The following is a 14,218-nucleotide window of genomic DNA, read 5'->3' on the forward strand; positions in this document are numbered from 1 at the left end:
GACATGCCGGCGCAGCCGCCGTTCTTTACGCCGACCCTCAAGCCCGCGATCGGCCGCCCTGCCGCTTCGGTCAACTCGCGCACGCGCGCCGCGGCCGCATCGGTCAAAGTCCTCACCTGCCGTCGCAGGAGTCTGGACGCCATCGTTTCTCTCCGTCAACCGGGGGCAAGGCCCGGCGCCGTTCCCGAGATATAGCATCGAGTCGGTCGGTTTGCGAGGGCGGGCGAACCGAGCGCCAGGACAGCGCCCGGCGGGTTCCGGCGCGCCGCGCTTCATGCTAGAGCCGGCCCATGAGCCGCCGACACTATCGCGACGATCCCGACAACGCCCCGACCATGCACCCGTGGACGGCGAAGCACTACGTCCTTACCGCGGTTCTCGTGCTCGTCGTCATGGGGATGTTCGCCTACAGCTGGTCGTGAGGCGGGAAAGGGCATTGGGCCTGAATGGCTCTCCTTCCGTATCGATTCGACCGATGCGCGCCGAAGACGCACGGGCGTTTCTGGAAGTCCATCGCCAGGCCGTGCGTGGGCTCGCATCGAGCGACTATCCGCGAGAGGTGATCGACGCGTGGGCGCCGCTGCCGATCACCGCGAAGCACATCGACATCGTTCGCGCGAACGCCGATCGCGAGTATCGACTGGTCGCCGAAGCGGACGGCGAGATCATCGGAATCGGCGGCATGGTCGCCCGAAACCACGAACTTAGGGCCTGCTACGTCGCGCCGTCCGCGAGCCGCAAGGGCGTCGGATCGGCGATCCTTTGCGAAATCGAGCGCGCGGCGCGCGATCAGGGGCTCGCGACGCTTGAGGCCGATTCGTCGCTGACGGCGGAGCGGTTCTACCGGGCGAACGGCTACGAGGCCTGCGATAGCGGCGAGCACGTCCTGAGCTGCGGGACGCGAATGGCGTCCGTCAGAATGCGCAAGCGCATCATGGGGGTCGAAGCAGACCGGCGCGTTCTCGAAGAAGACTGTCGATCCCTGGAAACGATGCACGAGGACTCCCCAATGTCTCCGCCCGCGTCCGACTCTTCCGACCCCCTCCTCCGCCGCATTGCCGAGGCGCTCGAGCGCCTCGCGCCCGCTGCGCCGGGCAAGCCCGACTTCGACGCCGCGGAGGCCTTTGTCTGGCGCGCCGAGAAGGGGACGCTCGCGCCGGTCGCCAAGGTCAATCGCGTCGACATCTCGCTCCTGCGCGGCGTCGACCGGGTGCGCGACCTCCTGGTCGAGAACACCGAACGCTTCGCCCGCGGCCTGCCGGCCAACAACGCGCTCCTCTGGGGCGCGCGCGGCATGGGCAAGTCGTCGCTGGTCAAGGCGGCTCAGGCGGCCATCAACCGCCGGCCGGGCGTCGACGGAAAACTCAAGCTGGTCGAGATCCATCGCGAGGACATCGAGGGCCTGCCGGCGCTGATGAGCATGCTGCGCGAGTCGCCCTATCGCTTCATCGTCTTCTGCGACGACCTGTCATTCGACGCCGGCGACGCCTCGTACAAGTCACTGAAGGCCGCGCTCGAAGGCGGCGTCGAGGGCCGCCCCGCCAACGTCCTCTTCTACGCCACGTCGAATCGCCGCCACCTGCTGTCGCGCGAGATGATGGAGAACGAGCGGTCGAGCGCCATCAATCCGGGTGAGGCGGTCGAGGAGAAGGTGTCGCTCTCCGACCGCTTCGGGCTGTGGCTCGGCTTCCACCATTGCAGCCAGGACGATTATCTCGCCATGGTCCATGGCTACGCGAAGCACTACGGGCTCGACGCGCCGGCCGAGACGATCGAGCGCGATGCGCTCGAATGGGCGACGACGCGCGGCTCCCGCTCGGGGCGGACGGCATGGCAGTTCACGCAGGACCTGGCGGGAAGGCTGGGCAAACCGCTCGTCGCGGCCACTTGACGCGCGCAACGGCACGGGCGTCGCTGTGGGGCCCCAACGGCAATCGCCCTTGAAAAGGCGCAATCATGTGCGTAAAAAGCGCGCATTCGAAATTCGGCCGGACTTTCTTTGCCTGAGCCTCCAAACGGCTCGGTGCGACGCTCTTCCCCCAAAGATCGAACTCTGACGAGGATTTCGCGTCGCGAAGTCTCGTCGTCACACTCGCATTCAGGAGGGCGTCATGCCTACTGGCACAGTCAAGTGGTACAATCCCGAAAAGGGCTTTGGCTTCATTCAACCGGATGACGGCGGCAAGGACGCCTTCGTCCATGTCACCGCTATCGAGCGGGCGGGCATGAGCACCCTGCGTGACGGGCAGAAGATCAAGTTCGAACTGGTCAAGGACCAGCGCACGGGCAAGGTCTCCGCGGACAAGCTCGAAGCGGTCTGAACGAGGCCGGAGATCGCAGTGATTGGCGGCGATCGGGGAGGCGCAGGCGCCAGGAGATATGCGCCCCACGTCCAGTGAATCGAAGGGTCAGGTGACTCCTGACCCTTTTTCACATCTTCATCTCTTGAGGCGGAAGTTCATGACTCGCCATAAATATGCGATCGGGCAAATCGTCGAATTCGATTCGAGAGTCGCGCCGATCTCGAAGCCGAGCGGCCTTTTCGAAGTGGTGCGCGTGCTGCCGGAGGAAGACGGCCAGTCCCGGACGTATCGCATCAAGAGCAAATCGGAGCTCTTCGAACGAAGCGCCAAGGAATATGAAATCGTCGCCGTCGATTCGCCGTCCCCGGAGCCCGAGGCGCGCATGGCGCAGTGGCTGGACGCCGACCCCATTCGCCGGCTGAACGCGGTCCGGCCCGCTCGGCCGCGCTGATGTCGCGCGCCCATGCGACCGCAACAAGAAAGCTCTGTCGGACGGGAGGCGCAGAACCCGTCGTCGGCGTATAGATTGCGCGCTTAAGCCCGTCGTTCAGTTCTGAGCGCCAGCGCGTCGAGGCCGGGTGACCAGCGTCAGGCCCGCGACGACCAGAGCGATCGCGACGGCGAACGCCGGGGTGATCGCATCTTCGAACACCCGCCAACCCGCGAACACGCCGACGAGCGGCGAGACGAAGGTGAAGGCGGACAGCTGCGGCGCGGAATAGTGTTTCAGGACCCAGAACCAGAGCGAATAGCTCACCCCGACGACCGCGATCCCCTGCCAGAGAAGCGCGGCGAGCGTGGTCGCGGATGCGTGTGTGGGCGACGGCTCGCCGAAGGCGACGGCGGCGAACGGCGCAACGAGCGCCGCGACGGCGATCTGGTAGAGTAAAACCTTGATCGGGTCCGCGCGCCGGAGGGGCGTCGCCTTGATGACGAGGGTCGTCGCGCCCCAGAGCGCCGCGGCGAGGAGCGCCAGCGCGTCGCCGAGGAGACCGCCGCCGGGCGTCCGCCCGATCATGGCAAGCGCGACCCCGACGAAGGCAAGGACGAGGCCGGCCCATTGGACGCGTCTCAGGCGCTCGTTCTTGAGCAGGAAGACCGCGCCGAGCGCGACGAAGAACGGCGCGGCGTAGATGAAGACGGTGGCGCGCGACGCCGTGGTCCAGCGCAGCGATTCGTAGAGCGCGATGAACTCGGCGGTGAACAGCGCGCCGGCGAGCGCGCCGGCCGCCTCGGTCCCGTCGATGCGGAAAATGCGGCGTTTTGCGACGAGCGCGTAGGCGACGACGCAGACGAGGCCGATCGCCGACCGGATCCCCGTCTGGGCGATCGGTCCGACGTCCGCGAGCGCGAGCTTCACCACGACCTGGTTGAAGCCCCAGACGACGCAGAGCAGAAACGTGAGCGAGGCGGCGAAGGCGTCGAGGGGCTTGGTCTGCATGGTCCGTCCTCTGGATGCCGGGATGGCAAAGGCGCCGGGACTTGTCGCGACCCACGGGTCCGCGTCGTCCTCACTCGCGGCCGGACAAATCTATCTCGCCGGCCTGCGCTCGAATATACTCAGCGACATGCGCGAGCCTTCGTTCAAGGCCGAGATCTTCGATCAGGTTCAACGGCTGTTCGACCTCAACGGCTTCAACGACCATCAACTCCACTGCCTTCTCAGTTTCGAAAGCCGCTCGGCGCCGGATGCCGGCCTTCTGCGGAAGGCGCTCGCCGCGACGATCGCGGCGATTCCGATCCTTGGCGCGCGCTATGTCGCGGAGCCGCGGCCGTTCTGGGAACGCCTCGAACCGCAAGAATCGGCCGCCGCCTTCGAGACGGCTGCGACCCCGGATGCGTTGGAGGCGTTTCTCGTGCGTCGCGCCGACGAGGCGCGCAGCCCGCAGGTTCGTCTGTGTTGGCTCGAAGCGGATCCCCCGGCAGCGGCGATCACCCTGAACCATATGATCTGCGACGGCGCCGGCTTCAAAGCCTATCTCTATTTCCTGTGCGAAACCTATTCGCGCCTTGCCGCCGATCCCGCCTATGTCCCGCCCCGGGTCGACGGCGACCGCGGTCTTTCGCAGGTGGTCACGCGCTTCTCGCTCGCCTCTCGGATCAGGGCGCTTCTCTTCGAGCAAGGAGACAACAACCGCGCTGGCGCCCGTGAGTTCCCGATGGAGCCAAGCGGAGGCGACGTCCCCTTCATCGCGAGGCGGCGGGTCGCCCGTGAGCGGACGAGCGCCGTCCGGGCCCATGCGCGGCGCCATGGCGCGACACTCAACGACGAGATTCTGGCGGCCTTCTATCTCTGCCTATTCCGCGCGCTCGACGTTCCGCCGGAGGAGCGGCTCGCGATCCCCATCATGGTCGACATGCGCCGGTATCTCGAACCGGGCGCCCCTTTCGCCTTGCTGACCAATCTGTCGTCGACGGCCATGACCTCGCTCGAACGTCGCCCCGACGAACCGTTCGACGCGACCCTCGCGCGCGTCAAGGCGACGATGGACACCAAGAAGGGCGGCGCCATCGGCGTCAACGCCTTCTTCAAGCTCGACTTGCTGTTCCGGCATTGCGGCGACGCCCGGGCCAACCGCATCCTGCGGCGGCGCCTCGAAAATCCCCTTGTTTGCATGACGAATATCGGGGTCATCGACGAGGCGCGTCTGTCGTTCGCGGGAGTTCGCCCGAGCGACGCCTTCCTCTGCGGCTCGATCAAGTACAAGCCGTATTTCCAGCTCGCGGTGACCGCCTATCGCGACGAGATCACTTTGAGCTCCAACCTCTATGGCGGGACTGCGGACCGTCGGCGCGTCGAGGCGTTTCTGGCGGAGGTCGAGGCGGAACTGCCGGCTGATAGTCAGGCCTGAGACGCCACGCATCCCCATTCATTTCCGCCAAGCGCCGACAGAGCGCTTCCCGCAGACAAGAACCATGCCGGAATGGCGCTTCGCGCTGGGAACCTCGTTTGGGCCGACAAAGTAATCAAAGGCGGCGGGCCTTTCTTGGGACCCGCCGCCTAGTTGGCCGCACCCTGGGATCAACGTGTCTCGCGGCGATCCCCGTCGGCTCTTGAGCGTCCAGGCTGGAGGCTGGACCTCGGATCCCGCCGTCAGAGGCCGGCGAGATAACTGGTCGGATCGACCGGGGTCGATCCCTTGCGCAGCTCGAAGTGGAGCTGGGGCGAATTCACGTTGCCGGTGTCGCCGGACTTGGCGATCACCTGGCCGCGCTTGACCTGCTCGCCCTTCTTCACGTCGAGCTCTTCGTTGTTGGCGTAGGCGGTCACATAGCCGTTGGGATGCTTGATCAGCACCAGGTTGCCGTAGCCCTTGAGCCCATCGCCCGCGTAGACCACTTCGCCGCTCTCGGCCGCGCGCACCGACGTTCCCTGGGGAACCGAGATGTCGATACCGTCGTTGCCGCCGGCCTTGAAGCCCTGGATGATGCGCCCGCGCGCGGGCCAGCGGAATTCCGGGCTCGATCCGGACGCGTCGGCCTGCGCGGAGGTGACGGACTCCTTGGCCGTCGCCGCTTTCGGATCGACGTGGCCGGTCGGGGTGTCGTCAACCGCCGGCTTCTTGGACGCCGTCGTCTTGTGGACGTCGGTCTTCGGGGAATCGGCCTTGGCGACCGTCGCCGGCTGGGTCTTTGGGGCAGGCTCGGGTTTGACCTCCGCCGTCTTCTCTTCCGTCTTCGCGGTCTTGGTCTTTTCCGCCGCCTTGTCCTCGGCCTTCGCCTTCTTCTCCTCGGCCTTCTTGTCGGCGACCTTCTTCGCCTTCGCGGGCGTGTCGCGGTCGTCGGCCTCGGCGACGTCCTCGGCGCGCTTCTTCGCCTTGGCGCCTTCGGCCTCTTTGTCCTTGGCCGCAGGAGCGGACGCCACAGCGCGCCCCCCGGCGCTGTAGACCGGCACGACGATCCGCATCCCGTCCTTGACTTCGGCCGCGCTGGAAAGGCCGTTTGCGCTGAGCAGGGCGGAAGAGGGCACGCCGTAGCGACGCGACAGCGTATCGAGGGTCTCGCCCTTGGCGACCACGACCGGCGTGCCGCCGACCGGGCTCCATCCGGCGGATGAGCCGCGCACCGGCTGGGCGGCCGCGACTGGCGCAGGCGCAGGCGAGGCCGGACCCGGCGGCGAGGCGCTCGCGACGGTGCTCGCCGGCGCGAGCGGCGCAGCCGCTACGTGCCCCGAGGGCGCCGCAGACGGGGGCGTCGCCTGGGCGGACGGCGAACTGAACGGATTGGCGAAGGGGCTGTTGTCGAACCGCGTCACGTCCGCGGAACATGCCGAAAGCGAGATTAGCGCAAGGCCAGTCAGCGCAAGACGCGGGACGGCGCGTCCCCCCAGAAACGCAACGCGATCACTCATGTGCCTGTACCTGTAGGTTACGCGACTGATAACGACAGCACCTTGGAGCATTCGAGTTAAGGGAAGGTTTAAGATGAATCGTTTGTGACCCGGGAAGTCGACGCCCAAGGTTTGGGCGCCCGTCGTTTCTCCCGCGGCGACGGCCAGGGCGCGACGATCACAGCGCGCGCGAAAGGCCGCGCTCCAGCGGCCTCAAGGCCCGCGAACGTCCGAAGTCGGCCATATGAACCGGCCCGTCGGCGCCGAGCGTCAGCCGGACGATTCGCTGCTCGCCCCTGCCCGGCCCCGCGAGCCCCGCCACCATGGCGCCGCGCGGCTGGAGCAGGTCGATCAGCGCCCGCGCCGGCGGAATGATCAGGCCATGCGCGATAACCTTGTCGAACTGGCGGCCGGAGGCATGCTCCTCGAACCCGTCCGCCCATCGAACGTCGACATGGGCGAGGCCGAACGCCCTGACCCGCGCCGAGGCCTCGACGGCCAGAGTCTCGAACCGCTCGAGCGACACGACCTCCTTCGCAAACTGCGCAAGTAAAGCCGTGCAATAGCCTGTTCCTGTTCCGATTTCGCAGACCACGTCGGTCGGCTGCACGTCTAGCGCCGCGATCATCGCGGCCACGACCGAGGGGGGCTGGGAGGTCTGGCCGCATCCGATCGGCAGCGCGATGTCGCGGCCCGAAATGTCGGCGAATCGCTGTGGCATGAACAGCGCGCGCGGCACCCGCTCCAGCGCGCGCAAAAGATCAAGGTCTACGCCCTTGGCGCGCATGGCCAGGGTGAACTGGGCGCGCTCTTCCGCCTCCGAGGCGCTCAAGACAAATCCTCACCGCAGGGTCCGCGGGGGTCAGCGAATCGCGAACGCCTTCTCCAATCTTAGCCGGGATTCGTCGTCGGTGAGATCGAGGCGGAGCGGCGTCACCGAAATCTTCTGCTCGGCCAGCGCGGCGAGGTCCGTGCCGTCGTCGATGTGGATCTCGCCGCGCTGGAACATGAGCCAGAAATACGGAAAGCCGCGGCCGTCGCGCCGCTGCTCGACTCGCATCAGCTCGGCGTTCCGCTGACCCTGGCGGGTGAAAGCGATTCCTTTGACCTCGTCGGCGGCGCAAGGCGGGAAATTGACGTTGACGAGCCCCCCGGGCGCGATGCCGGCGGCGAGGATTTTTCGAATCAGCGGGACGGCGTGCCGCTCGGACGAATCCCATTCAATCAAGGGGCGCCCATGCACGCCGGCGTAGGCCTGCGACAGGGCGATCGCGGGGATGCCGAGCATCGCGCCCTCCATTGCGCCGGCGATCGTGCCCGAATAGGTCACGTCCTCGGCGACGTTCTGGCCGCGATTGACCCCGGACAGCACGAGGTCGGGACGCTTGTCGGCCATGATCATCCGGACGCCCATGATGACGCAGTCGGTCGGCGTGCCCTTGACCGCGTAATGGCGAGGGCTGATCTCGCGCAGACGCAGAGGATCGCTGAGCGACAGCGAGTGGGCGACGCCGGACTGGTCGCTCTCCGGCGCCACGACGAAGACGTCGTCGGACAACTCCTGGGCGATCGTCTCGAGCACCGCGAGGCCCGGAGCGTGGATGCCGTCGTCGTTGGTGAGCAGGATTCGCATGGGGGACCCCTTTCGCGAGGCGCTATACGCCGGAGGTCAGCGAGGCGCCAGACCCGAGCGGCGATTCGCGCGGCGGCGAGACAGCCGGCGCGGTCTCGAATGACCGTATCGATTTCGACGATGGATGCGTGTATTCTTTACGCGTGGGCAGCGAGACAAAAACTTCCGACCAGGATGCTCACGGCGTCATACGGCTTTCCGCGCGGTCGATCTGGGGCCCCTTCGCGAAAGGCGCCGTGACGCTCGATCGGGCGAAGGCGGTCGTCAAGAACCGGAACCGGGACGCGCTCGCGGTCGCCTCCGCGACCGTCTCCCCGCTTATCAGCGAACGAACCGGTCTGGCGGCGGACGCCGGCTCGCTCGCGGCGGAGGTCGTTCCCCGCACGGTTCCGGCCGGCGATTCGATCGAGGTCGCAGTCACAGGGTCCGCGCCGGCGCGTCCGGGAAGCTACCTTGCCGATCTCGACGTCAAGTCCGCAGGCGCGGACCCGATCTCGACGCCGCTGCGCGTCGACGTCGCCGCGAGCGCGTTCTGGGGCGTGCTCTGTCTGCTTTTGGGCCTGTCGCTTCTCGGCGTCGCCAAGCTCCTGACGGGCGCAGGGGGCATTGAGGAAACCACGCGGCAGGCCTTGCTGTTCAAGGCCGCCGTCAGTGCGGATTGGGCGCACAATCCGCCTCCGGCGAGTCACGCCGAGGCGATCGCCGAAATCAATCGCAACATCGACGACGCGTTGAGGTCGCTGGCGGCGCCCCGCGGATATTCCGTCGTGGATCGAAGGGTCCCCGACGCCACGGCCGCCCTCGCCGCTGCGCGCGAAGCCCATGCCGAGCTGCGCAAGGCGCTGTCGGACGCGTCGCCGGGCGTGCTGGAGATCGACGACTTGGCGAAGGAATGGGACGCGTTCAAGACCCGGTTGAATGCGCTGTCCGCGGCGCCTGCCTTCGGCGCCTCCGCGGCGCAGACCTTCTCTGAACGTCTGCGGGCCATGTCGGAAGGCTTGCAGGACCAGCTGGTCGCGGCTTACGCGCGAGCGGCCCGCACGACCTTGGAGCCTCATGTGGAGCGGGTGCGGCTCGCGCTGGCGGCCGGCGAAGGGGGCCGGGCGCGGGATACGGCGCTCGCGACGCGATCCTGGATGCAGCGCGCGGCCGATGAGCTGGAGAGGCGGCAAGCTCTGGCGATGGGATATGTCCTGCTGGACACGGCCATGCTCGTCTCCGACGCCCGGATCCGGCGAGTCGCGGCCGACCAGGCGATCCCCCCCGAGGAGCGGACGAAGCTGATCGAGAGTCTCGACACGGCCGACGCCAAGCTCGCGTCCGGATTGACGCTCGAGAACCTGCGGGATGCGCATGCGCTGATCGAAGACGCGGTCACCGAATCCCTGCGCGCGCGAGCGGCGGTCATACTGGATAAGGTGCACGAGGCGGCGAACGCCGCGGGCGACGAGATGTCCGTGGAGCCGATGTTTGCGGAGCTCACGAAACTGGGTCCTCCGGCCTCGCTCAGCGACTCGGACTACTTCAAAGGCATGGGCGCCGCGTTCGCGGTGTGGCGCCGCGCTATGGCGCATATCGAGGACGATGCGGCGCGCGCCACGATGGACGCGGCCGCCGCCGCCGGGATCGACGCCGCCGCGCACCAGGACAAGGCGGGCGTGAAAAAGGCTTACGAGACGCTGAAGGCAGATTGGCGCGACTATCTGCCGAAACATATCGCCGCCGCCAGCGCGCGAGCGGTCGCGCCGTACTGCGACGAGATCCGGAAGGGCACCTTGCAGGAGATTGCTTTCATGGGCGAAAGCGTCAAGCTGCAGAGCGGCAGGCCGGAGGTCGCCGAATGGGAAAGCGCGCTGGACAGGGCGCGGATCAATCTGCAGATGCAGCCGAGCGGCGATGTGGACTGCATCGGAAAGCTGAATGACGAGTATGGCCAGGCGATCGCCGTGTCCGGCGCCGTCTTCCGGCGCGGGCTGGAGGACGCCGGCATTCCGATGGACGCGCGGCTCGACGCGGCTAACCGATCAGGCGACGCTGCAGCGGTCGCCCTGATCCAGCAACTGTCGATTGCGCCTCGGGACATCAGCTTGAAGGTCAGTCCCTTGCTAAAAGAGGCGGTCGCCGGGGACCGCGTTCTCTTCGTCTTCGACAGCCTGGATCCGAACTGGGGTCCAGGCGTCGACGTCGCCGTCGACTGGGGCGATAGATCGGCGAAATTCCGGACGGACGCGCAAAAACTGCTGCGCAACGAGCCGGTCGAGCACATCTACCCGTTCGCCCAGACTTTCAACGTGACGGCGACCGCCTCGATCAGAGGGAGCGATGTGGGCAGGAGCGCATTGCCGGTGGTCGTGGCGCCCTCGCCGGCGAGCCTCGCCGAGCGGCTGGCGGACGTCTTTCTGACGTCCCAGTTCGCCTTGGCGCTTCTCATCGCCTCGGTTGTCTATTACTGGCGTTTCCATTCTGGAGCTGTGACGTTCGGCGCGATTAGCCTCCACTACGTCCAGGCGTTCGCCCTCGGCTTCGTCGCCTACGCCGCCGTCGCTGATCTGCCGAAGGCGTTCGCCGACCTCATCTTGAAGTAGAACCGCGCCTTCAGTCCCTTGCTTCGATCCGCGCCCGCCCGCCCATGTAAGGCCGCAGGACTTCGGGGATGGCGATCGAGCCGTCGGGCTCCTGATAGTTCTCCATCACCGCGATCAGCGCGCGCCCCACCGCGACGCCGGAGCCGTTGAGCGTGTGCACGAAGCGGGTCGCCTTGGCGTCCGCCGCTTTGCAGCGCGCGTTCATGCGGCGCGCCTGAAAGTCGCCGCACACCGAGCAGGAAGAAATCTCGCGAAATCGGCCCTGCCCCGGCAGCCATACCTCGAGGTCATAGGTTTTTCGCGACGCGAAGCCCATGTCGCCCGTGCACAGCGCGACGGTGCGGAAATGCAGGCCGAGGCGCTTCAGGACCTCCTCGGCGCATCGGGTCATGCGTTCGTGCTCGTCGCGCGCCTCATCGGGCGTGGTGATCGAGACAAGCTCGACCTTGCGGAACTGGTGCTGGCGGATCATGCCGCGGGTGTCCTTGCCCGCCGCGCCGGCTTCCGCGCGGAAGCATAAGGTTCCCGCGGTGAAGCGCAGCGGCAGCGCCTTCTCGTCAACAATGCTCTCGCGAACGAGGTTGGTAAGAGGAACCTCGGCGGTGGGGATCAGCCAGAAGCGCTCTTTCTCTCTGTCCAAGATCTTTTGAGAAAGCGTTTGAAATACTGAGTAAAAACTATCTTTGGCAGCTGATACCGCCGTCAGAAGCTCTAATGTTATCCGCCATCCAAATCTGAAGTCACCGATGCCTGAATTATACATCTCGTTTAATTTTTCGATAAGTCTTCTCTCGGATATTTGCTCCTCGCCAAATTGTCTGGCTAGATCATTTACTCTTTCTTGCACTATATCTTCATTAATTTTAGAGGGTTGCTCGAAGTACCCACCGACCGGATACTGATCCTCCTCGAATTTCGGCAATTGCGCCGTGCCGAACATCGCCTCGTCGCGCACCAGCACCGGCGGCTCGATCTCGGTATAGCCGTGCTCGGTCGTATGGAGGTCGAGCATGAACTGCTCGAGCGCCCGGGAGAGGCGGGCGAGCGCCCCCTTCAATACGACGAACCGCGCCCCCGACAGTTTCGCCGCGATCTCGAAGTCCATCAGCCCCAGCGCCTCGCCAAGCTCGAAGTGCTCGCGCGGCTTGTTGATCCCGCCAAGCGCGGGCGGCGCGCCAAAGCGGCGCACCTCGACATTGTCGTTCTCGTCCTTGCCGTCGGTGACGTCCTCGAACGGCAGGTTCGGGATTTCGGCGAGCGCCGTCTCGAGCGCGACGCCCGCCTCCCGCTCGATCGCCTCGAGCTCCGGCATGGCCGCCTTCAGGCCCGCGACCTCCGCCTTGAGATCGTCGGCAGCCTCGACGTCCTTGCGCGCCATCGCCGCGCCGATCTCCTTCGACGCGGCGTTCCGGCGCTCCTGGGCGCGCTGCAATTCGAGGATGGCGGAGCGGCGCTTCTCGTCGAGGGCGATCAGCGATTCGGCGCGGGGGGCGAGGCCTCGGCGCGCGAGTCCCTCGTCAAAGGCTTTCGGATTGTCGCGGATCGCTTTGATATCGTGCATGGATCACCTGGAGCCGAAGACGCTGCGCAGCAACCGGTCGCCGAATATGTTGAGCGCGAGGCCCGCCATTACCAGAAGCGCGCCGAAAAGCTCAACCGCTCGCAGCGGTTCAGCGAAAATGAGGACGCCCGCCGCCATGCCGACGACCGGCACCAGAAGCGCGAACGGGGCGACCGTCGCCGCGGAATAATGGGCGAGCAGCCGCGCCCATAGGCCGAATCCGAAGATCGTCCCGGCATAGGCGATGACCGCGACGCTGACGGCGAGCCGCCAGCTCGGATGGGCGAGCCCGTAAAGCGGCGTCGTCCCGTCGAAGGCGAGCGACAGCGCGATGAGCGGCAGGGGCGCGGCGAGGCTCGACCACACCGTTAAGGCGAGCGCGTCGATCTTTCCGGCGGTCTTTGCGACGACGTTCCCCGCTCCCCAGAAGAAAGCGGCGAGCACAACCAGAAGGAACGGACCGACGCTGGCGCCGGCGAGCCGTTCCGAGCCGATCACGCCCATCCCGGCGAAGGCGACCCCCGCGCCGATAAGCTGCATCCGCTTCGGCCGCTCACTGAGAATGAGCCAGGCGAGCAAAATCGTAAAATAGACCTGCGCCATGATGACCAGCGACGACAGCCCGACCGGAAAGCCCTGGCGAATGGCGATGAACAGCACCCCGAACTGTCCGACGCCGATCAGAAGCCCGTAGAGCGCGACCTTCCAGGCGGGCGCCCTGGGCGGGGCGACAAAGAACACCGCGGGGATGCTCGCGAACACGAAGCGGAGCGCCGACAGCATCAGCGGCGACGTCTCGCCGACGCCGACCTTGATGGCGATGAAGGTGAGGCCCCAGACGAGCGCGACGCTGACCGCGGCCAAAATGTCGCGCGGCGTCACGCGGCCGACTCTTGATCGGTCGGACGTCGAGGACAGGGCTTCTTGAAGACAACCATAACCATCGCGTTAAATTGCCGGGCCAGCAGCCAAACAACGCGGGCGCTCCAGGAATCGCGGCTGACCCAGCGCCGCGAAGCTGCTAGAATTGAACTATGGCGGAAGAACCGGAAAGCCTCATTCTCCGAATCCTGTGCGAGATGCGCGCCGAGATGGCGACAAAGGCCGACCTCGAAGCTTTGCGCAGCGAAATGGCGACGTCGCTCAGCCAGATGGCGACCAAGTCCGAGCTGAAATCGGAGATACATTCTCTCCGCGCCGACGTCGCCTCCGATCTCCTGACGATGCGCAAGGAGCTTTCCGAACAGATCGTCGGCCTGCGCCGCGCTGTCGTCGACTACCACACGAGCGGCGTCGGCCACGGCGTCCTGATCAGCGATCTCGACGCGCGCCTGCGGCGGGTCGAGCAGCATCGCAACCTGCCGCCGATGACCGCGGGCTGATCGGCGGGTCACGTCCCTGTGTTCGAGCCGCGCGCCTCGGCCTCGGCCCGGCGCTTCTCCATCCAGCGAACCGCAATGACAGAGCCCTCGTAGAGCGCGAGCATCGGCAGGGCGAGGGAGGTCATGCTGATGAGGTCGGGCGGGGTCAGGATGGCCGCGATGCCGACGACCGTCACGATGGCGTAGCGGCGCATCTTCACCAGCCACGCCGAGTCGATGATCCCGACCTGGCCGAGCAGCGTGAGGACGACCGGAAGCTGAAAGGCGATCCCGAAGGCCAGGATCAGTGTCATGATCAGCGAAAGATATTCGCTGACTTTCGGCAAAAGCTCGATCGTCGCCTCGCCCGGCGTGTTGACCTGCTGCAGCGACACCGAGAAGCGGATCAGCAGCGGCATGACGACGAAATAGACGAGCAGCGCGC

15 protein-coding genes and 1 pseudogene are annotated in these 14,218 nt (G+C 66.4%); 8 read left to right on the forward strand and 8 right to left on the reverse strand.

The window, feature by feature from the left end:
- Positions 1-143: HesB/IscA family protein (locus ACLP25_RS10155; RefSeq protein WP_442469086.1), on the reverse strand; the 143-nt coding region annotated here is incomplete at its 3' end.
- Positions 144-290: 147 nt separating this feature from the next.
- Between ACLP25_RS10155 and ACLP25_RS10160 the strand changes: the two genes are divergently transcribed.
- The 5 genes and pseudogenes from ACLP25_RS10160 (at position 291) to ACLP25_RS10180 (ending at position 2,754) form a co-directional block, all read left to right on the forward strand.
- The gene (locus ACLP25_RS10160) at positions 291-422 is read left to right on the forward strand and encodes a hypothetical protein (RefSeq protein WP_442469073.1); all 132 of its coding nucleotides are present in this window, start codon (positions 291-293) and stop codon (positions 420-422) included.
- A 53-nt stretch (positions 423-475) separates the two neighbouring features.
- Positions 476-868: pseudogene (locus ACLP25_RS10165) on the forward strand (GNAT family N-acetyltransferase); the annotation flags it as partial.
- A 123-nt stretch (positions 869-991) separates the two neighbouring features.
- Positions 992-1,891 (forward strand): ATP-binding protein, encoded by a 900-nt coding sequence (locus tag ACLP25_RS10170; RefSeq protein ID WP_442469087.1) that lies wholly within the window; start codon positions 992-994, stop codon positions 1,889-1,891.
- Positions 1,892-2,111: 220 nt separating this feature from the next.
- Positions 2,112-2,321, forward strand: coding sequence for a cold-shock protein (locus ACLP25_RS10175; RefSeq protein WP_442469074.1), 210 nt, complete (start codon positions 2,112-2,114; stop codon positions 2,319-2,321).
- A gap of 139 nt (positions 2,322-2,460) precedes the next feature.
- Complete coding sequence (locus ACLP25_RS10180; RefSeq protein ID WP_442469075.1) at positions 2,461-2,754, forward strand: hypothetical protein; 294 nt, start codon at positions 2,461-2,463, stop codon at positions 2,752-2,754.
- Positions 2,755-2,850: 96 nt separating this feature from the next.
- Here the strand turns inward: ACLP25_RS10180 and ACLP25_RS10185 are convergent, their stop codons facing one another.
- On the reverse strand, positions 2,851-3,744 hold the full coding sequence (locus ACLP25_RS10185) for a DMT family transporter (protein ID WP_442469076.1): 894 nt from the start codon (positions 3,742-3,744) through the stop codon (positions 2,851-2,853).
- Positions 3,745-3,766: 22 nt separating this feature from the next.
- Here ACLP25_RS10185 and ACLP25_RS10190 point away from each other — a divergent pair, with 22 nt between their 5' ends.
- A complete protein-coding gene (locus tag ACLP25_RS10190) occupies positions 3,767-5,155 on the forward strand; it encodes a phthiocerol/phthiodiolone dimycocerosyl transferase family protein (protein WP_442469077.1) in 1,389 nt (462 codons plus the stop codon).
- Positions 5,156-5,397: 242 nt separating this feature from the next.
- Here the strand turns inward: ACLP25_RS10190 and ACLP25_RS10195 are convergent, their stop codons facing one another.
- The 3 genes from ACLP25_RS10195 to surE all read right to left on the reverse strand — a co-directional run bounded on the left by ACLP25_RS10195 (position 5,398) and on the right by surE (position 8,266).
- Positions 5,398-6,654 (reverse strand): peptidoglycan DD-metalloendopeptidase family protein, encoded by a 1,257-nt coding sequence (locus tag ACLP25_RS10195; protein WP_442469078.1) that lies wholly within the window; start codon positions 6,652-6,654, stop codon positions 5,398-5,400.
- A 157-nt stretch (positions 6,655-6,811) separates the two neighbouring features.
- A complete protein-coding gene (locus ACLP25_RS10200) occupies positions 6,812-7,465 on the reverse strand; it encodes a protein-L-isoaspartate O-methyltransferase family protein (protein WP_442469079.1) in 654 nt (217 codons plus the stop codon).
- A 30-nt stretch (positions 7,466-7,495) separates the two neighbouring features.
- On the reverse strand, positions 7,496-8,266 hold the full coding sequence (surE, locus tag ACLP25_RS10205; protein ID WP_442469080.1) for a 5'/3'-nucleotidase SurE: 771 nt from the start codon (positions 8,264-8,266) through the stop codon (positions 7,496-7,498).
- A gap of 128 nt (positions 8,267-8,394) precedes the next feature.
- On the opposite strand from surE, the gene ACLP25_RS10210 reads away from it, so the two are divergent.
- Positions 8,395-10,851: a hypothetical protein gene (locus tag ACLP25_RS10210; protein WP_442469081.1), complete on the forward strand. Its 2,457-nt coding sequence runs from the start codon at positions 8,395-8,397 to the stop codon at positions 10,849-10,851.
- Between the two features lie 10 nt (positions 10,852-10,861).
- On the opposite strand, the gene serS is transcribed toward ACLP25_RS10210, so the two are convergent.
- Both serS and ACLP25_RS10220 read right to left on the reverse strand, forming a co-directional pair.
- Complete coding sequence (gene serS / locus ACLP25_RS10215; RefSeq protein ID WP_442469082.1) at positions 10,862-12,412, reverse strand: serine--tRNA ligase; 1,551 nt, start codon at positions 12,410-12,412, stop codon at positions 10,862-10,864.
- A 3-nt stretch (positions 12,413-12,415) separates the two neighbouring features.
- Positions 12,416-13,294, reverse strand: coding sequence for an EamA family transporter (locus ACLP25_RS10220; protein ID WP_442469083.1), 879 nt, complete (start codon positions 13,292-13,294; stop codon positions 12,416-12,418).
- 152 nt (positions 13,295-13,446) lie between these two features.
- Between ACLP25_RS10220 and ACLP25_RS10225 the strand changes: the two genes are divergently transcribed.
- Positions 13,447-13,794, forward strand: coding sequence for a hypothetical protein (locus tag ACLP25_RS10225; protein ID WP_442469084.1), 348 nt, complete (start codon positions 13,447-13,449; stop codon positions 13,792-13,794).
- Between the two features lie 8 nt (positions 13,795-13,802).
- Here the strand turns inward: ACLP25_RS10225 and tatC are convergent.
- On the reverse strand, positions 13,803-14,218 hold a 416-nt coding region (tatC, locus tag ACLP25_RS10230; protein ID WP_442469085.1), incomplete at its 5' end, for a twin-arginine translocase subunit TatC.

Source organism: Roseiarcus sp. (genome assembly GCF_052145395.1).
GTDB lineage: Bacteria > Pseudomonadota > Alphaproteobacteria > Rhizobiales > Beijerinckiaceae > Roseiarcus.

Bases quoted from the DNA above. Each gene is read 5' to 3' on its own strand.
- ACLP25_RS10160 (WP_442469073.1), top strand. From the start codon at position 291: ATGAGCCGCCGACACTATCGCGACGATCCCGACAACGCCCCGACCATG.
- ACLP25_RS10170 (WP_442469087.1), top strand. From the start codon at position 992: ATGCACGAGGACTCCCCAATGTCTCCGCCCGCGTCCGACTCTTCCGAC.
- ACLP25_RS10175 (WP_442469074.1), top strand. From the start codon at position 2,112: ATGCCTACTGGCACAGTCAAGTGGTACAATCCCGAAAAGGGCTTTGGC.
- ACLP25_RS10180 (WP_442469075.1), top strand. From the start codon at position 2,461: ATGACTCGCCATAAATATGCGATCGGGCAAATCGTCGAATTCGATTCG.
- ACLP25_RS10185 (WP_442469076.1), bottom strand. From the start codon at position 3,744: ATGCAGACCAAGCCCCTCGACGCCTTCGCCGCCTCGCTCACGTTTCTG.
- ACLP25_RS10190 (WP_442469077.1), top strand. From the start codon at position 3,767: ATGGCAAAGGCGCCGGGACTTGTCGCGACCCACGGGTCCGCGTCGTCC.
- ACLP25_RS10195 (WP_442469078.1), bottom strand. From the start codon at position 6,654: ATGAGTGATCGCGTTGCGTTTCTGGGGGGACGCGCCGTCCCGCGTCTT.
- surE (WP_442469080.1), bottom strand. From the start codon at position 8,266: ATGCGAATCCTGCTCACCAACGACGACGGCATCCACGCTCCGGGCCTC.
- serS (WP_442469082.1), bottom strand. From the start codon at position 12,412: ATGCACGATATCAAAGCGATCCGCGACAATCCGAAAGCCTTTGACGAG.
- ACLP25_RS10225 (WP_442469084.1), top strand. From the start codon at position 13,447: ATGGCGGAAGAACCGGAAAGCCTCATTCTCCGAATCCTGTGCGAGATG.